The sequence below is a fragment of the Nocardioides sp. BE266 genome, from assembly GCF_031457855.1.
In the GTDB taxonomy this organism is placed as follows: domain Bacteria; phylum Actinomycetota; class Actinomycetes; order Propionibacteriales; family Nocardioidaceae; genus Nocardioides.
Genome location: NZ_JAURTI010000001.1, coordinates 227,907 through 243,723, shown reverse-complemented (window position 1 = coordinate 243,723; position 15,817 = coordinate 227,907). Strand labels below are relative to the sequence as shown.

18 protein-coding genes are annotated in these 15,817 nt (G+C 71.5%); 5 read left to right on the top strand and 13 right to left on the bottom strand.

The window, feature by feature from the left end; genetic code table 11:
- Positions 1–6: 6 nt before the first annotated feature.
- The 5 genes from J2X46_RS01225 to J2X46_RS01205 form a co-directional block, all read right to left on the bottom strand.
- Complete coding sequence (locus tag J2X46_RS01225) at positions 7–750, bottom strand: SDR family oxidoreductase (protein WP_310245875.1); 744 nt, start codon at positions 748–750, stop codon at positions 7–9.
- 7 nt (positions 751–757) lie between these two features.
- Positions 758–1,426 carry a histidine phosphatase family protein gene (locus J2X46_RS01220; RefSeq protein ID WP_310245873.1) on the bottom strand — a complete coding sequence of 223 codons (669 nt, stop codon included), beginning with the start codon at positions 1,424–1,426 and terminating at the stop codon, positions 758–760.
- Between the two features lie 61 nt (positions 1,427–1,487).
- Positions 1,488–2,555 carry a phosphotransferase family protein gene (locus J2X46_RS01215; protein WP_310245871.1) on the bottom strand — a complete coding sequence of 356 codons (1,068 nt, stop codon included), beginning with the start codon at positions 2,553–2,555 and terminating at the stop codon, positions 1,488–1,490.
- On the bottom strand, positions 2,552–3,307 hold the full coding sequence (locus J2X46_RS01210) for an SDR family NAD(P)-dependent oxidoreductase (RefSeq protein WP_310245869.1): 756 nt from the start codon (positions 3,305–3,307) through the stop codon (positions 2,552–2,554). The genes J2X46_RS01215 and J2X46_RS01210 overlap by 4 nt, the downstream gene beginning before the upstream one ends.
- Positions 3,304–4,557: an acyl-CoA dehydrogenase family protein gene (locus J2X46_RS01205; protein ID WP_310245867.1), complete on the bottom strand. Its 1,254-nt coding sequence runs from the start codon at positions 4,555–4,557 to the stop codon at positions 3,304–3,306. The genes J2X46_RS01210 and J2X46_RS01205 overlap by 4 nt, the downstream gene beginning before the upstream one ends.
- 40 nt (positions 4,558–4,597) lie before the next feature.
- Between J2X46_RS01205 and J2X46_RS01200 the strand changes: the two genes are divergently transcribed.
- Entirely contained in the window at positions 4,598–5,206 is a 609-nt protein-coding gene (locus J2X46_RS01200) for a TetR/AcrR family transcriptional regulator (protein WP_310245866.1), read from the top strand.
- A 3-nt stretch (positions 5,207–5,209) separates the two neighbouring features.
- Here J2X46_RS01200 and J2X46_RS01195 read toward each other — a convergent pair whose 3' ends face one another.
- Together J2X46_RS01195 and J2X46_RS01190 are read right to left on the bottom strand one after the other, a co-directional pair.
- A complete protein-coding gene (locus tag J2X46_RS01195) occupies positions 5,210–6,799 on the bottom strand; it encodes an MXAN_6640 family putative metalloprotease (RefSeq protein WP_310245864.1) in 1,590 nt (529 codons plus the stop codon).
- A gap of 86 nt (positions 6,800–6,885) precedes the next feature.
- Positions 6,886–7,281 carry an adenylyltransferase/cytidyltransferase family protein gene (locus tag J2X46_RS01190; RefSeq protein ID WP_310245862.1) on the bottom strand — a complete coding sequence of 132 codons (396 nt, stop codon included), beginning with the start codon at positions 7,279–7,281 and terminating at the stop codon, positions 6,886–6,888.
- Positions 7,282–7,318: 37 nt separating this feature from the next.
- Here J2X46_RS01190 and J2X46_RS01185 point away from each other — a divergent pair, with 37 nt between their 5' ends.
- Positions 7,319–8,605, top strand: coding sequence for a DUF445 domain-containing protein (locus J2X46_RS01185; protein WP_310245860.1), 1,287 nt, complete (start codon positions 7,319–7,321; stop codon positions 8,603–8,605).
- 10 nt (positions 8,606–8,615) lie between these two features.
- On the opposite strand, the gene J2X46_RS01180 is transcribed toward J2X46_RS01185, so the two are convergent.
- Positions 8,616–9,800, bottom strand: coding sequence for a phospholipase D-like domain-containing protein (locus tag J2X46_RS01180; protein WP_310245858.1), 1,185 nt, complete (start codon positions 9,798–9,800; stop codon positions 8,616–8,618).
- 101 nt (positions 9,801–9,901) lie between these two features.
- Between J2X46_RS01180 and J2X46_RS01175 the strand changes: the two genes are divergently transcribed.
- On the top strand, positions 9,902–10,156 hold the full coding sequence (locus J2X46_RS01175) for an RNA-binding S4 domain-containing protein (protein WP_310245856.1): 255 nt from the start codon (positions 9,902–9,904) through the stop codon (positions 10,154–10,156).
- Between the two features lie 32 nt (positions 10,157–10,188).
- Here J2X46_RS01175 and J2X46_RS01170 read toward each other — a convergent pair whose 3' ends face one another.
- Together J2X46_RS01170 and J2X46_RS01165 are read right to left on the bottom strand one after the other, a co-directional pair.
- The gene (locus J2X46_RS01170) at positions 10,189–11,001 is read right to left on the bottom strand and encodes a hypothetical protein (RefSeq protein WP_310245852.1); all 813 of its coding nucleotides are present in this window, start codon (positions 10,999–11,001) and stop codon (positions 10,189–10,191) included.
- Positions 10,998–11,894, bottom strand: coding sequence for an ABC transporter ATP-binding protein (locus tag J2X46_RS01165; RefSeq protein ID WP_310245850.1), 897 nt, complete (start codon positions 11,892–11,894; stop codon positions 10,998–11,000). The genes J2X46_RS01170 and J2X46_RS01165 overlap by 4 nt, the downstream gene beginning before the upstream one ends.
- A gap of 140 nt (positions 11,895–12,034) precedes the next feature.
- On the opposite strand from J2X46_RS01165, the gene J2X46_RS01160 reads away from it, so the two are divergent.
- Together J2X46_RS01160 and J2X46_RS01155 are read left to right on the top strand one after the other, a co-directional pair.
- Positions 12,035–13,234, top strand: coding sequence for a histidine kinase (locus J2X46_RS01160; RefSeq protein WP_310245849.1), 1,200 nt, complete (start codon positions 12,035–12,037; stop codon positions 13,232–13,234).
- Entirely contained in the window at positions 13,231–13,905 is a 675-nt protein-coding gene (locus tag J2X46_RS01155) for a response regulator transcription factor (RefSeq protein ID WP_310245846.1), read from the top strand. The genes J2X46_RS01160 and J2X46_RS01155 overlap by 4 nt, the downstream gene beginning before the upstream one ends.
- Before the next feature lie 45 nt (positions 13,906–13,950).
- On the opposite strand, the gene J2X46_RS01150 is transcribed toward J2X46_RS01155, so the two are convergent.
- The 3 genes from J2X46_RS01150 to J2X46_RS01140 all read right to left on the bottom strand — a co-directional run bounded on the left by J2X46_RS01150 (position 13,951) and on the right by J2X46_RS01140 (position 15,782).
- Complete coding sequence (locus J2X46_RS01150; RefSeq protein WP_310247315.1) at positions 13,951–14,292, bottom strand: FKBP-type peptidyl-prolyl cis-trans isomerase; 342 nt, start codon at positions 14,290–14,292, stop codon at positions 13,951–13,953.
- Between the two features lie 59 nt (positions 14,293–14,351).
- Complete coding sequence (locus J2X46_RS01145) at positions 14,352–14,783, bottom strand: CBS domain-containing protein (RefSeq protein WP_310245843.1); 432 nt, start codon at positions 14,781–14,783, stop codon at positions 14,352–14,354.
- 105 nt (positions 14,784–14,888) lie between these two features.
- Positions 14,889–15,782, bottom strand: a complete 894-nt coding sequence (locus J2X46_RS01140) for an inositol monophosphatase family protein (protein ID WP_310245840.1) — start codon at positions 15,780–15,782, stop codon at positions 14,889–14,891.
- Between the last annotated feature and the right edge of the window lie 35 nt (positions 15,783–15,817).

The window sequence follows — 15,817 nt, the reverse complement described above, 5'->3', positions numbered from 1 at the left end:
AGCGGGTCAGCCCATCCGGCGCAGCACGCCCACCGGCACCCGCTTGACCACGAACCCGAGCGGCGCCCAGGGCCAGGCGGGCACGCGGGCCGAGGCCTTCTCCTTCTCGATCGCCGCCACCATGGCGCGCACACCCTTCTCGGTCGAGGTCATCAGCGGCGTCTTCGCGGACGTGCCGGACATCTCGGAGACGATGTAGCCCGGGTAGAGCACGGTCACCTTGATCGGCGTGCCGTGCACGTCGGCGCGGAAGCCCTCGGCCAGGTGCGCGACGGCAGCCTTGGTGGCGGCGTACGTCGTGATGTTCCTCGGCATCCCGCGCAGCGCGGAGAACGACGACACCATCACCAGGTGGCCTGCATTCTGCCGCCGGAAGATCGCGGCGGCGGCCTCGGTCTGGGCCAGCGCGCCGATGAAGTTGGTCTCGGCGGTCTGCTTGTTGGCGTCGAAGCGGCCGGTGCCGAGCGGCTGGCCCTTGCCGAGGCCGGCGTTGACGACGACGCGGTCGAGCCCGCCGAGCTCGTCGGCGAACTCCTCGAAGACCCGGAAGACGGCGTCGTGGTCGTTGACGTCGAGCGCCTTCACCGCGACCCGCGCGGTCGGGTTGGCGGCGGTGATCTCCGCGGCGAGCTCGTCGAGCCGCTCGGTGCGGCGCGCGCAGAGGGCGAGGTCGTGGCCGAGGGCGGCGAACTGGCGGGCCATCTCGGCGCCGAGGCCGCTGCTGGCGCCGGTGATGAGGATCGTGGACATGCGGGTCCTAGCGGTAGGTGATCAGGTCGGGGGAGAGGTGGTCGTGGGCGTTGAAGGCGACGAGCGTGGTGCCGCGCGCGCCGCACACGACCGTCGACGTCCCGGTGTTGACCGAGACCGGGTTGAGCCGCAGCCACAGGTCGGTCCGCGCGTCGGGACGGTCGGCGAGCAGCGCCGCGCAGGCCCACGCGATCGGGCCGCCGCTGGTGAGGACGACGGCCGTGCCCTTGCGGGGGAGCGTGTCGACGAGTCGAGTCATGGCCGCCTCGACGCGGGACGTGAAGGCGCCGAAAGACTCGTCGTACGACGCGTCGTGCTCGCCGGACGTCCAGCGAAGCGTCGCCTCCTCGAACCACCGCTGGAAGGCCGCCTTCTCCGACTCGCCCTCGGCGGTGGACGGCTGGTCGTGGACGGCCAGCACCTGGAGGTGGTCGAACTCGTTCCAGCCGTTGTCTAGGTCGACGTCGGCGCTCCAGCCCGCACCCTCGAGGACGCCGGCGGCCGTCTGGGCGTGGCGGCGCATCTCGCCACCCACCACGACGTCCGCCATCACGCCACGAGCGGCCAGGGCCGCGCCCAGCACGCGCGACTGCTCGTGGCCGGTCGGGGAGAGGTTGTCGTAGTCGGCCGCACCGAACGACGCCTGGCCGTGCCGCACCAGCAGGATGCTGCTCATACGGGGTCCCCGCGGCGTTGTGTGGAGGAGCGCAGCGGGGGAGCAGAACGTCGTGGGGTGTTCACGCGAGCAGCTCCGCGATGCGGCGGTCGAGGATCTGCACGCCCGGCCCGAAGAGGGCGAACATCTCGTTGGTGGTCTGGCCGTGGAAGTAGCGGTAGTAGATCTGCTGGGCGATCACCGCGTTGCGGAAGAGGCCGAAGACCTCGTAGAAGCGCCACCGCTCGGGCGTCATGTCGAAGCCCATCCGGTCGCAGTAGGCCGCGACGAACTCCTCGCGGGTGATCATCCCGGGCAGGTCGGTCGGCACCCGCTTGGTCATCTTGAGCTCGTCGGAGTCGTCGGCCTGGATCCAGAAGGCCAGCGCCCCACCGACGTCCATCAGCGGGTCGCCGAGGGTCGCCATCTCCCAGTCGAGCACGCCGACGACCCGGGTCGGGTCGTCGTGCGCGAAGACCATGTTGTCGACCTTGAAGTCGTTGTGGATCACGCACGTCGTGACGTCGTCCGGCTGGTTCGCCTCGATCCAGGCCATCACGTCGACGAAGTCGGGGTTGTCGGGCGTCTGCGCGTTGCGGTAGCGCGTGGACCAGCCCTCGACCTGGCGCCGGACGTAGCCGCTGCCCTTGCCCAGGGCGCCCAGTCCCGCCGCGTCGGCGTCGACGCTGTGCAGCTCGGCGTAGACCTCGACGACGTTGAGGCACAGCTGCCGCGCCTGCTCGGGTGTCAGCGGCACGTCGGCGGGCCACGTGCTGCGCGGGATGAGCCCGTCGATGCGGCCCATCGCGTAGAAGTCGCCACCCACCACGGAGGCGTCGTCGCAGAAGCCCACCATCGGGGCGACGTAGGGGAAGACCGGCGCCAGCGCGGACTGGATCGTGTACTCCCGGCGCATGTCGTGCGCGCCCTTGGCCTTCGTCCCGCTGGGTGCGCGCCGCAGGATCAGGTCGCGGTTCGGGTAGCGCAGGAGGTAGGTGAGGTTCGAGGCGCCACCCGAGAACTGCCGCACCTCCGGCTCGTCCTCCAGTCCGGCCGGTTCGTCGGCGTTCTCGCGCAGCCACGCCGCCACCCGCGCCACGTCGAAGGCGTCCTCCTCGCGCACCTCGCGGGCGCCCGGCACGGCGGTCACAGGGCGTCCAGCTTGGCGGCCTGGTCGCGCATCACGGCGTCGTACGCAGGACGGTCGGCCCACTTCAGGAAGTACGCCTGGCGCGCGGCCTCGTCGGGCACGATCACGTCCTCGCCGGCGTCCATCCCGGCCAGCACCGCCGCAGCGATGTCGTCGGCGGTGACCTGCGAGCGCTCGACGAGTCCCGCGACGACCTGGCCGACGACCTCGTCGGTGCCCTGCATGGAGTCCATCAGGTTGGTGCGGAAGTACGACGGGCACACCACGCTCGCCCGGATGCCGTACGACGACAGCTCGTGGCCGCACGTCTCGGTGAACGCCACGACGGCGGCCTTCACGGCGTTGTAGGAGCCCATCCCTCCCGGGTGGACGAGGCCGGCGAGCGAGGCGACGTTGACCAGGTGCCCGGAGCCCTGCTCCTTGAGCATCGGCACGAAGGCCCGGGTGCCGCGCACGACGCCGAAGAGGTTGATGTCGGTGATCCACTGCCACTCCTCGAGCGTGCAGAGGTCGACCCGACCGCCACCGGCCACGCCGGCGTTGTTGACCAGCACGTCGAGCCCGCCCCACCGCTCCTGCACGGCCGCCACCGCGGCCGCCCAGTCGGCGTCGGAGGTGATGTCGAGGACGAGGTCGATGCCGTCGGCGTCGACGCGGTCGGTGGCCAGCACCTCGTCGCCCCGCGTGCGGAAGGCCGCGACGAGCGCGGCGCCGAGCCCGGATGCGGCGCCGGTGACCAGCACCCGGTTCACCGGGTGTACTTCCCGAGCTCGATCTTGGCGATCACGTTGCGGTGCACCTCGTCGGGACCGTCGGCCAGCCGCAGCGAGCGGGCACCCACCCACGCACCGGCGAGCGGGAAGTCGTCGGTCATGCCGGCGCCGCCGTGCAGCTGGATCGCCATGTCGATCACGTCGAGCGCCATCGCGGGCACCTCGACCTTGATCTCGCTGACGGCGGAGTAGGCCTCGCGGCTCAGCCCCTGGTCGAGCAGCCACGCGGCATGCATGACCAGCAGGCGGGAGCGGTTGATCGCGATCCGGGCGTCGGCGATCCGCTCGCGGTTGCCGCCGAGGTTGGCGATCGGCTTGCCGAAGGCGGTGCGGGAGACCGCGCGGGCGCAGGCCAGCTCGAGCGCCCGCTCGGCCAGGCCGATGGCGCGCATGCAGTGGTGGACCCGGCCCGGGCCGAGCCGGCCCTGGGCGATCTCGAAGGCGCGACCCGGGCCGAGCAGCACGTTGGACGCCGGCACGCGCACGTTGTCGAAGGACACCTCGCCGTGGCCGAGCGGCTCGTCGTAGTAGCCCATCGTGGTGAGCATCCGCTCGACCTTCACGCCCTCGGCGTCGCGGGGGACCAGCACCATCGTGTGCCGCGAGTGGCGGTCGGCCTCGGGGTCGGAGAGCCCCATGAAGACCAGGATCTTGCAGTCGGGGTTGCCGATGCCGGTGCTGAACCACTTGCGGCCGTTGATCACGATCTCGTCGCCGTCGACCTGCGCGGTCGCGGCCATGTTGGTCGCGTCGGAGGAGGCCACGGCCGGCTCGGTCATGCAGAACGCGCTGCGGATCTCCGCGCGCAGCAGCGGCTCGAGCCACTGTTGCTTCTGCTCGTCGGTGCCGTACTTCAGCAGCACCTCCATGTTGCCCGTGTCGGGCGCGTTGGAGTTGAAGACCAGGGGAGCGAGGAAGGAGCGACCCATCGCCTCGGCCACCGGCGCGTAGTCGACGTTGGAGAGGCCCTCGCCGCCGTCGGTGCCGAAGTCTGCGGCGTACGAGCCCGCGTGGGCCGCGGGGAGGAACAGGTTCCACAGGCCCTGCGCCCGCGCCTTGGCCTGGAGCTCGGCGATCACCGGGTCCGGCGTCCAGCTGTCGCCCCCCGACTCCCGCAGCCGGGTGATCCGGTGGTGCGCGGCGGTCTCGATCGGCTCGATCTCGTCGGTGACGAACGCGCGCACCCGGTCGCGGAGGTCGGCGGCGCGCGGGGAGAGGGAGAAGTCCATGTGATTGACCTTCGCACACTGTTGAGCAATGCTCAATAGTGTGCCCGACCACACCGCCCCTGAAGCCGCGCCGCCCGTTCGACGCCGGCTGAGCGCGCAGGAGCGCCGCCGGCAGCTGGTGGGCATCGGGCTCGCGAAGATCGTCGAGAAGCCGATCCAGGACCTCTCCATGGACGACATCGCCGCCGAGGCGGGCATCTCACGGGGCCTGCTGTTCCACTACTTCCCGACCAAGACCGACTTCTACCTCGCCTGCATCGCCGCCGCCGGGCGACGGATGCTGCGGACGACGGCCCCCGACGAGGACCTGCCGGGGGAGCAGCAGGTCGAGATGGTGACGCGCCTGATGGTCGAGCAGATCGAGCGGCGGCGCGACTTCTACCTAGCGCTCGTGCACGGGCACGGCGTGGCAGACCCGCGGGTCAGCGAGGTGATGGACTCGGTGCGCGACGGCAGCACCGAGCGGGTGATGGTCGCGCTCGGTGTGCCGGAGTCGCGGCGCGACGTCGTACGTGCCTGGTGGGCCTACACGGAGGACCGGGCGCTCACCTGGTCGGCAGTGCCGACCGGCGAACGCCCGGTCCCGTTGTCCGTGCTGGTCGAGGAGTGCGTCGCCGCGCTCCACGCGCTGGTGGCCCTCAGGCCGTGACCGTCAGCGCTTGACGACGCTCCCGGTCACCGAGAAGCGCTCCTTGTCGTCCTTCGGCAGGCCGCCGCAGGCGAGCACGGTGCGCTTGTTGCAGGTGTAGCGCGTCGAGCCATTGACCAGCGTCACGGAGACCGCGGCCACCTTGCGGCTGTCGAAGCTGACCTTGGCCCGGCCGTCGCCACCGCGGTTGAGCTTGACCAGCTTGGTCTGGCGCTTGCCGTTGGCGAGGTGGACCACGACCACGGCGTACGGGGAGGTCGCCTTGACCGGGCCGTTGACCGCGACGGAGAGCTTCCACTTCTTGGCACCGACGCCCTTGCCGGGGACGTAGACGTAGGAGGCCGAGGACAGGTGGTTGATCTTCACCGCGAAGCGCTTGTGCTTGCCCTTGTTGAGCTTCTTGCCACCGCGCACCTTCGGGAACGGGTATTCCGCACCCTCGGGGAAGTTGGCGGCCGGGGTGAGGTTGCCGGCGGCGTACTTGGCGTAGACCTTGCCGAAGCCACCCTTCTTCTTCAGGACCTTCTGCAGGGCGGTGATGGAGTACTTGCCACCGTCCTTCTTGAGCGAGCCGGCCTGGTCCCAGGCCTTTTTGACGATGCCGGTGCCGTACTTGTTGGAGAGGTACTCCCAGAAGACCCAGTTGCCGTACTGGTAGCCCTCGTTGCGGCTGAACAGGTCGAGCGGCAGGTAGGGGGCGTAGATCTGGCTCCAGGGGAAGTACTGGCGGTTGTCGTTGACCGCCGTCGCGATGCGCTCCTCCATCCACGTCGCCGTGGACTCCATCATCCAGGGGTCCTCGTTGAAGTCGTAGGCGTACTGGATGGCATGGAAGAACTCGTGGGCCGCGGTGACCGTCAGGTTGTCGGTCGGCGTGCCGTTGGGGAACTGGGCCGCGGCGAAGTCGTTGTCGAGGACGCAGTAGCCCGAGCCGGTGCTCTTCTTCACGCGCGTCTCACCGGCGCAGAAGCCGTAGATGTCGCCGCCGAGGTCCTTGAGGTAGACGTCGAAGAGCGGGCTGCCGCCCTTGACGCCGTCGGTGAGGGGCGCGCGGTAGCCGAGGCCGTCGATCTCCTGGCTCCACACGGAGTCCATGACCGCCAGGTTGGTGGCCGGCCAGTCGGGCGACGGCGGGGCGTCGGCGCCGGTGGCGACGTAGTGGATGCACAGCCGCGTGTTGCAGATCGGCGCGGCCTCGGGGACGGTGTAGCCGAAGCCCTGCGGGTCGCCGGCACCGTCGGTGGGGCGGGCCAGCAGCCGGTCGGCGAGGCGCCGCTCGCTGCCGCGCAGCTTGGTCTTGTTGAGCCAGAGGTCGCGCAGCGCGAGCGTGGCGGAGGGGTCGCGTGGCAGCGCGTTGCCCGTCATCACCCGGCGCGCGGTGGCGAGCATGTCGGACGGGGTGGCCTCGCCGAACTCGGGCAGGGCCGGCTCGGGAGCGAGCTCGAGGGCCTCGGCCGGGGACGGCACGGACAGGCTGCCCGGGCCGGAAGGACGGTGGGAGCCGCCGGTCTGGTCGGCAGCGACGGCGGGGGCGGACAGTGCCGCGCCACCCATCAGTGCCACAGCCACAGCGGTGGTGACGATTCTGCGCATGTTTCCCCTCGTGGTTGTCATCTCGGATGTGACCCTAACCCAGCGCTCGGACGCCGAAACCCGTTACCGCTGGGCGGGCAGGACGCTCAGAGGTCGGCGATGTGCTCGATGATCGCCGTGGTGGAGATGGCCGGCGTGCGCTCGAGGTAGACCACCTCGCACACGTCGCCGAACTCGTCGAACTTCCCGGCCCAGTCGTCGCCCATCACCAGCACGTCGGCGCCGTGCTCGACGATGTAGTCGCGCTTCTGCTCCAGGCTCTCCTCGACGAAGACCGCGTCGACGACCTTGAGCGCGCCGACGATGGCCAGCCGCTCGCGCTGGGTGAACACCGGCACCCGGCCCTTCTTGCGCTCGTTGAGCGCATCGGCCGAGACCCCGACGACGAGTCGGTCGCCCAGCGCCGCCGCGCGCTCGAGCACGCGCAGGTGTCCGACGTGGAACACGTCGAACGTTCCGAAGGTGATCACGGTGCGAGGCATGCGCCGCATTCTGGCATGGTCGGGGAGGATGGCTGACATGCCCGATCAGGCCACAGCCACGTCGCCGACGATCTCCCTCATCACGCCCGATCCCGGGGCCGACGAGGCGCGCCGACGCGGCCTGCGGCGGATGCGCACGGTCGCGGTCGGCCTGCTCCTCCTCGCCGCCTGTGTGTACGTCGCCACGCTCGGGCGCGACGGCTTCTGGGGCTTCGTCAACGCGGGCGCCGAGGCGTCGATGGTCGGCGCGATCGCGGACTGGTTCGCGGTGACCGCGCTCTTCAAGCACCCGCTCGGCCTGCCGATCCCGCACACCGCGCTGATCCCGAAGCGCAAGGACGAGCTCGGCAAGGGCCTCGAGGAGTTCGTGGGCGAGAACTTCCTGCAGGAGGACATCATCCGCGAGCGCGTCGCCGCGGCGACGATCTCGGCCCGGGTCGGCGACTGGCTGGCCGACCCGGCCAACGCGCGGCGCGTCGTCGACGAGGCGTCCGAGGTGGCGGCCATTGCGCTGGGCAAGGTGCGTGACGACCACATCGCCGACCTCGTCACCGAGGCGCTGGTGCCGCGGTTCCGCGAGGAGCCGATCTCACCGCTGCTCGGCACCACGCTGATGGAGGTGCTGCGCGACGACCTGCACCACGGCGTGGTCGACCTCGCCGTGGAGGAGATGCACCGCTGGCTGATCGACAACCCCGAGACCTTCTCCCGGGTGCTCGAGGAGCGGGCCCCGTGGTGGGCACCGCCGCGGCTCAACGACGCCGTCACCTCGCGCCTGCACGTGCAGGCGCTGGCCTGGCTGGAGGACATCCGCGACGACCCGCACCACCGCGCCCGTGAGGCGCTGGACTCGATGCTCGGCCAGCTGGCGCACGACCTCCTCAACGACGCCGAGACCCAGGAGCGGGCGGAGGGGTTCAAGAACCGGCTGCTGGAGCACCCGCAGGTCGTCACCACCGCCATCTCGCTGTGGAAGGCGATGCGCTCGGCGCTGCTCGGCTCCATCCAGGACCGCGAGGGCGCCGTGCGCCAGCGCCTGCTCGTCGAGCTCAACCTGTTCTCCGAGCGGCTGCGCGACGACGCGGCCCTGCGCGAGCGCCTCGACCGGATGGCCGCCGACCTGACGGTGTTCATGGTCGAGCGCTACGGCGCCGAGGTCACGACCGTCATCACCCACACGATCGAGCGCTGGGACGGCAAGGAGGCCGCCCGGCGCATCGAGCTCCACGTCGGCCGCGACCTCCAGTTCATCCGGATCAACGGCACGATCGTCGGCGGGCTCGTGGGCGTGCTGATCCACGCGGTGAGCCTGCTGGTGTCCTGACGAGTGCTGGTCAGCGGCAGGGCTTCATCACGGGCATGACGCCCGAGCGGCTCTGGTGGCTGTGCGCCCACGCGTCCTCGAAGTGGGCGACGTACTGGTCGTGGACCCACCGGTTGTCCACGACGCGCACCATCACCTCGTCGTTGTAGAGCAGCCCGCCGCACGTGGTGTTCGACGTGCCGGTCACGGTGAGGAAGGTCGGCTTCCCGCGGAACCGGGCATGCACGGCGAGCATCTTGTCGTGGGTCAGTGTCGTCCGGACCGCCGACCTCGGGAGCCGGCCCTGGGGGAGCTTCGCCTCGAGCCAGTTCTCGACCGTGTCGCGGGTGGTGATGATCCGCACCCGGCAGCCCTTCGTGGACAGCCGCACCAGCTCGGCTCGTACGTCGGCGCGCTGGATCACCGCGAACATCGCCGACACGTCGCGCGCGCCCGGCCGGCAGGAGATGTCGCGCAGCGTGGAGAGCAGCAGGTCGCGCCGTGTCGGGTAGACGGTGGCGGTGACGGAGCCGGACGCGAAGGTCTTCCTCCGGTCGTTCCACGTGCGCCCGCCGACGGTCAGGCTCTGGTCGAAGAGCCGCGCGAAGTACTGCGTGCCGAAGCGGTAGAGCGCCGGGTCGTCGATCTTGAGGAACGAGTTGTACTGCCGGAACTGGCGGTCCTCGAGGTTCGCCGAGCTGGTGATGAACGACTGCACCCCGCCGATCTCGGTGACGTAGAACTTCAGGTGCTGGACGTTCTGGCTGTCCGGGAACGGCCCCGGTGCGCGCCACGGCAGGCAGGCGCCGCGGCAGATGGTGACGTTCTTGCGGGCGGGGTCCTGGGCCTCGATCTTCTCGATCAGCCGCCGACCGCGGGAGTTGAGCCGGAGGTCGTCGTCGCCGACGAGGTAGACGGTGGCGCCGCGGCGCTGGGCGGCGATCAGCGCGGCGGTGGGCGCCTGGATGTCCCACCGGAACATCGCGACCCGGATCGTGTCACCGGGCCCGGCGGAGTCGAACAGCTTGCTCGGACGGGCGAGCACGGTCGGGTCGTCGCGCCGCGTGGGAGGCGACGAGAAGCAGACCTCGATGCCGCCGCTCGCCTCGCAGCCGGACTTCCCGGCCCGTCCCGCCGACCGGGTGTCGTACGCCGCTGCCGGCAGGGCCAGCCCGACGGCGAGCAGCAGCGCGAGCAACAGCAACGGACGGCGCATGCGTGGATCTCCCCCTGAGGTCGGCCGCGGACGGCGCGGTGGTGGTGCCCACCTTGGCATGCCCGGGCGCGGGGCGGGGACGGACGGTGTTCACTGGACCCATGCCTCCCGCCAGCGAGCCCATCGACGTGCCGATCCGCGACGAGTCGATCCGGCTCGGGCAGTTCCTCAAGCTCGCCAACCTGGTGGAGACCGGTGCCGAGGCCAAGCCTGTCATCGCCGACGGCGCCGTCACCGTCAACGGTGAGGTCGAGACGCGACGGGGCCGCCAGCTCGCCCCGGGTGACGTGGTCACGTTGGGCGGGCTGGCGGCCAGGGTCGCGACCGGAGAGGTCGAGATCGACGTCCCCTGGTGAGGGGGCGACCCCCGAGGTGAGGCGTCCCCCGACTACTTCACCTCGCGCTTGAGGACCCGGTAGGTGCCGATCGTCAGCGGCAGGAGCACCCACACCGCGACCGCGGTGCCGAGCTGGGCCCACTCCTTGCCGCCCATCTCGCCGGCGAACAGCGGCGTGGTGACCGAGTCCAGGTTCAGCCACTCGCCGGCGTCCTGCAGGGCGGAGATGGCCGCCGTGGCGATCGACCACGCGGTCGGCAGGACCAGCACGGAGACGATCGCGACCGGGGTGTTGAGGAACAGCAGGCCGAACGCCACGCCCTGGAGGACGTAGATCAGCAGCGCCAGCACGAGACCGGCTCCTGCGGCGGCCGTCAGGTCCCACTCGCCGGTGCCGCCCACGACGTTGGCGAGCGCCGACGCCGCGACGGCGGCGGCGAGCACGATGACCGCGAGCGCCAGGGCCGCGAGCGCCTTGGCCAGCACCACCCGGCCGCGGCGCGGCTCGAGGGTGAAGGTGACCAGTCCGGTGCGCTGGGTCCACTCGGCGGTCGCGGCCATGATGCCCAGCACCGGCAGCAGCATGGCGAGCGGCAGGGTGGCGAGCTCGAGCAGTCCCTGGAACGAGGCGTCCTCGGCGGGACCCCAGATCACGAAGGCGGCCAGCACCAGCACCGCGATGGCGGCCATCACGATGACCATCCAGCGGCCGGCACGGGTGTCGACCATCTTGCGCAGCTCGGCCTGCAGCGTGCGACCGAAGGGCACGCCCGGTCGACCGGGGAGGGCGGTCACGGTCGGTACGTCGTCGGTGCCGCCGACGACGGGGGCGAGGGTCTGGTCGGTGCTCATCTCCGTGCTCATGCGGCGTCTCCTTCGCGCGAGGTGGCGGCCGTGAGGCCGAGGAACATCTCTTCGAGGCCTTCGGAGCCCCCGGACCGCAGCTCGAGGAGCACGACGCGCTCCTCGGCGGCGACCCGGCCCACGACGCCGGGCTCGGCGTCGACGACCAGTCCCGAGCCGGTCCGCGTGACCGGCACGTCGGCGGCCTCCAGCAGGCCGGCGAGGCGGGCGTCGTCGGTCGAGCGGACGGTGGTGCCGCCGCGGCTCAGCAGCTCCTCCTTGGAGCCCATCGCGACGATGCGGCCGCGGCCGATCATGACGAGGTCGTCGGCGACGATCTGCACCTCGTGCAGGAGGTGGCTGGACAGGAGCACGGTGCCGCCGCCGTCGGCGAAGCGGCGCAGCAGGCCACGCATCCAGTGGATGCCCTGCGGGTCGAGGCCGTTGGCCGGCTCGTCGAGGATCAGCACCTGCGGCTCGCCGAGCAGGGCCGCGGCGATGCCGAGGCGCTGGCGCATGCCGAGGGAGTAGTTGCGGACCCGGCGGCCCGCCTCCTCCTCGGTCAGCCCGACGAGGGAGAGCACCTCCGCCACCCGGGCCTTCGAGACGCCGACGGAGACCGCGGCGACCATGAGCACCTCGCGGCCCGTACGACCGGGGTGCTGGGCCGACGCGTCGAGCATGACGCCGACCTGGCGGCCGGGGTTGTGCAGCTCGCGGTAGGGCTGGCCCAGGATCGTCGCCCGGCCGGAGGTGGCCGGGGTCAGCCCGGTCATCATCCGCATGGCGGTCGACTTGCCCGCGCCGTTGGGGCCCAGGAAGCCGACCACGCTGCCGGGACGCACCTGGAACGAGATGTCGTCGACGGCGGTGAACCCGCCGTAGCGCTTGGTGAGGTTCTCGACTGTGATCATGGCTCCAGCCTCCGGGGGAGGACGGGGCCCGGGCATCGGGCACAGGGGTCGCCCGCATCCGACTCCGGTATCGGCTGCGAGCCGACGGCGACACCTTGGTCTGACGCGGCGGCGACGTCGGTACCTCTAGCCTCGGGGCCATGCCCCCGGAGCCCGTGACCGTCGAGGGAGGAGCGCCGCCTCCCACGCGGATGGCCTCCCTGTGGCGCTACGCGCTCGCCCTGGCGATCACCCTCGTCACCTGGGTCACGCCGCTGGTCGCGGTCGCCGACACCGACATCTCCGACCGCGCGATGGCCTGGTTCCTGTTCGGCGACCCGGCCCTGGGCCTCCTCTCCTTCGTGCTGATCCGCTGGCGCCACCGCCGGCCCGCGCTGGTCGCCGCCGTGCTGGGCGCCTTCGCGTTCGTCTCGGCGTCGAGCTCGGGCCCGGGGTCGTGGATCATCGGCTCGGTCGCCTCGCACCGGCGGTGGCGGCTGCTCGCCGTGGTGGCCCCGCTCAACGTGGTCGCCGGCGTCGTCCACGAGCGCATCGGCCCCAGCGAGGACACCCTCCCGCTCTGGGCGTCGTCCGCCTTCGGCGCGCTCGTCGTCGGCATCCTCGTCGCGACGGGGTACGCGATGGGCTCCCAGCGCCAGCTCGTCGACTCCTACCGCGACCGGGCCGAGACGGCCGAGCGCGAGCAGCGGGCGCGGGTCGCGCAGGCGCAGGCCGCGGAGCGCAATCGGATCGCGCGCGAGATGCACGACGTGCTGGCCCACCGGATCTCGCTGGTCGCGATGAACGCCGGGGCCCTCGGCTACCGCACCGACCTGTCCGCCGACGAGCAGACCGCTGCCGCCAAGGCCATCGAGGAGAACGCCCACCGGGCCTTGTCGGACCTGCGCGCCGTGCTCGGCGTGCTCCGCGACCCGACCCGCCCGACGGAGAGCGACCCCGAGCGACCGCAGCCCGGCCTCGACGACGTCGCCGGCCTGGTCGCGGAGGAGTCGGCGGGCGGGATGCGCGTGCGCCTGTCCAACCGCGTCGACGACGACCTGCCCGCCGGCACGGGCCGGACGGCGTACCGCATCGTGCAGGAGGCGCTCACCAACGCCCGCAAGCACGCCCCCGGCACCGCCGTGACAGTCGACATCGCCGGCACTCCCGAGGACGGCCTCGTGGTCGCGGTGCGCAACGCGGCGCCGGTCGGGCCGCCGGCACGCGCGACGCTCCCGGCCTCCGGGCTGGGCCTCCTCGGCCTCGCCGAGCGGGCCGCGCTCGCCGGCGGTCGCATCAACCACGGCGTCGACGCCGGTGGTGGGTACGCCGTCCGGGCATGGATACCGTGGCAGACGTGACCAGCCAGGACACCGTCTCGCTCGCCGTGGTGGACGACGACCCGATGGTGCGCGCGGCGCTCGGGATGATGCTGGGCGGCGCGTCCGGGATCACCGTCGTCGCCGAGGCCGGTGACGGCGAGGAGGCCCTGACAGTGGTGCCGCGCTCGGGCGCCGACGTGGTGCTGATGGACATCCGGATGCCGGTGCGAGACGGCCTGAGTGCGACCGAGGCGCTGCTCGCGGCGCACCCCGAGCTGAAGATCATCGTGCTGACGACGTTCGACACCGACGACATGGTGCTGCGGGCCCTGCGGATCGGCGCCGCCGGCTTCCTGCTCAAGGACACGCCGCCGGCGCGCCTCGTCGAGGCGATCCGGACGGTGGCCTCGGGCCAGCCGATGCTGTCGCCCAGCGTGACCGCCCAGCTGATCGCCGCTGTCACCCGCGACGAGCAGGCGGCCGGGGCGGACGAGCGGGTGCGTACGGCGCGAGCCGCGCTGGCCGGGCTCACCGAGCGCGAGCGCGACGTGGCCGACGGGGTGGCGCGCGGCCAGAGCAACGCCGAGATCGCGGCCGAGCTCTTCATGGGGGTGCCGACGGTCAAGACACACGTCGGGCGGCTCTTCACCAAGCTCGGCGTCGAGAACCGGGTGCAGGTCGCGATCCTGGTCCACGACGCGCAGGGCTAGTGCCTGTCTTGGGAAGAACCGCCCGACGTCAGGTGGTGCTGCTGGTCAGCGGACCTCGATCAGGTCGACCACGAAGATCAGCGTCTCGCCGGGCTTGATCACGCCGCCCGCACCGCGGTCGCCGTAGCCCAGGTGCGGCGGGATGACGAGCCGGCGGCGGCCGCCGACCTTCATGCCCTGCACGCCGGTGTCCCAGCCTGAGATGACCTGGCCGATGCCGAGGCGGAACTGCAGCGGGGCACCGCGGTTGTAGGACGCGTCGAACTCCTCGCCCGAGGAGTGGGCGACGCCGACGTAGTGGACCGAGACGGTCGAGCCGGCCGTGGCCTCGGCACCGTCACCCTCGACGAGGTCAGTGACCTCGAGGTCGGCGGGCACCTCGCCCATGTGCGGGTCGACGTCGGGCTTCTCGCTCACTGTGTTGCTCCAATCAGGTGGATCAGGGGTCAGGTCTGGTGGACGTAGCTGTCGAGCTGGTCGCGCTCGAACTCGAGCTCGCCGATGCGGTTCTTCACCACGTCACCGATGCTGATGATGCCGGTCAGCTTCTCCTCGGCCACCACCGGGACGTGCCGGATGCGGTGCTCGGTCATCAGCTGCATGAGGTCGGTGAGGTCGTCCGAGCCGGCGCACGTGCGCACCTCGGCGGTCATGATCGAGCTGACGGCGCTGTCGAGCACGGCCTCGTCGGCGTGCAGGCGGCGTACGACGTCGCGCTCGCTGACGATGCCGGTCACGCTCTCGCCGTCGTGGCTCACCACCAGGGCACCGACGTTGTGCTCGGCGAGCAGGGCGATCAGCTCGCGGACCGTGGCGTCGGGGCTGATGGTGACAACGGCCTGCTGGGCCTTGTGCTGGATGACGTCCTGGATCCTCATGGGCTCGACCTCTCCTCCGGCGACACTACGGATGAGTCACCGTAGCCAAGCCGGGCCGTGAGGGACAGGGCCGAACGGCCCCTCGCCCACCCTTCGGGTCCGGTCTCAGTCCAGGACGGGCGGGCCCTGGCGGTCGCGCAGGTTGCTCACCGAGCCGGGTCCGCGACGCGGCACGTCGGGGTCGAGGTCGTCGTCGGGCATGGCCCCGAGGAAGGACAGCGCGGCGTCGTGGAGGTGTCCGTTGCTGGCCAGCGCGTTGCCGCCCCAGGGGCCGTCGGTGCCGTCGAGGGAGGTGAAGCGACCGCCGGCCTCGCGCACGATCACGTCGAGCGCCGCCATGTCGTAGGGCGCGAGCTCGGGCTCGGCGGCGAGGTCGACCGCGCCCTCGGCGAGCAGCATGTAGGACCAGAAGTCGCCGTAGGCACGCGTACGCCAGCAGCGTCGCGTGAGCGACACGAAGTCGTCGAGCCGGTCGCGCTCGTCCCAGCCCGACAGGGAGGAGTAGCTCAGCGAGGCGTCCTCGAGGCGACGTACGTCGGAGACCTCGCACTTGGTCGCCTTGAGCAGCGAGCGGCCGGTCCAGGCGCCGTTGCCGACCGAGGCCCACCAGCGGCGCTGGAGCTGGGGTGCGGAGACGACGCCGAGGACGACCTCGTCGTCGACCGCCAGCGCGATCAGCGTCGCCCAGACAGGCACGCCGCGGACGTAGTTCTTCGTGCCGTCGATCGGGTCGACGATCCAGCGGCGCTGGCTGTGCCCGGTGGTGCCCTGCTCCTCACCGATCACCGCGTCGCGCGACCGCACCCGCGAGAGCGTGCGGCGGATGCCCTCCTCGACGGCCTTGTCGGCGTCGGTGACCGGGGTCAGGTCGGGCTTGCTCATGACGTGCAGGTCGAGGGCCTTGAAGCGGGCCTGCGTCAGCGAGTCGGCGTCGTCGGCGAGGACGTGGGCCAGGCGCAGGTCGTCGGTGTAGTCGGCGGTGCCGCCGGTGATGGGCATGTCCACAGGCTATTCCCAGCAACGCCCCCTACCCT

Coding starts and splice junctions, on each gene's coding strand:
- J2X46_RS01170 (WP_310245852.1), bottom strand. CDS start 11,001: ATGAGCACGGAGATGAGCACCGACCAGACCCTCGCCCCCGTCGTCGGC.
- J2X46_RS01190 (WP_310245862.1), bottom strand. CDS start 7,281: ATGCCTCGCACCGTGATCACCTTCGGAACGTTCGACGTGTTCCACGTC.
- J2X46_RS01160 (WP_310245849.1), top strand. CDS start 12,035: ATGCCCCCGGAGCCCGTGACCGTCGAGGGAGGAGCGCCGCCTCCCACG.
- J2X46_RS01150 (WP_310247315.1), bottom strand. CDS start 14,292: ATGGGCGAGGTGCCCGCCGACCTCGAGGTCACTGACCTCGTCGAGGGT.
- J2X46_RS01205 (WP_310245867.1), bottom strand. CDS start 4,557: ATGGACTTCTCCCTCTCCCCGCGCGCCGCCGACCTCCGCGACCGGGTG.
- J2X46_RS01175 (WP_310245856.1), top strand. CDS start 9,902: ATGCCTCCCGCCAGCGAGCCCATCGACGTGCCGATCCGCGACGAGTCG.
- J2X46_RS01185 (WP_310245860.1), top strand. CDS start 7,319: ATGCCCGATCAGGCCACAGCCACGTCGCCGACGATCTCCCTCATCACG.
- J2X46_RS01225 (WP_310245875.1), bottom strand. CDS start 750: ATGTCCACGATCCTCATCACCGGCGCCAGCAGCGGCCTCGGCGCCGAG.
- J2X46_RS01195 (WP_310245864.1), bottom strand. CDS start 6,799: ATGCGCAGAATCGTCACCACCGCTGTGGCTGTGGCACTGATGGGTGGC.
- J2X46_RS01165 (WP_310245850.1), bottom strand. CDS start 11,894: ATGATCACAGTCGAGAACCTCACCAAGCGCTACGGCGGGTTCACCGCC.
- J2X46_RS01180 (WP_310245858.1), bottom strand. CDS start 9,800: ATGCGCCGTCCGTTGCTGTTGCTCGCGCTGCTGCTCGCCGTCGGGCTG.
- J2X46_RS01220 (WP_310245873.1), bottom strand. CDS start 1,426: ATGAGCAGCATCCTGCTGGTGCGGCACGGCCAGGCGTCGTTCGGTGCG.
- J2X46_RS01145 (WP_310245843.1), bottom strand. CDS start 14,783: ATGAGGATCCAGGACGTCATCCAGCACAAGGCCCAGCAGGCCGTTGTC.
- J2X46_RS01140 (WP_310245840.1), bottom strand. CDS start 15,782: ATGCCCATCACCGGCGGCACCGCCGACTACACCGACGACCTGCGCCTG.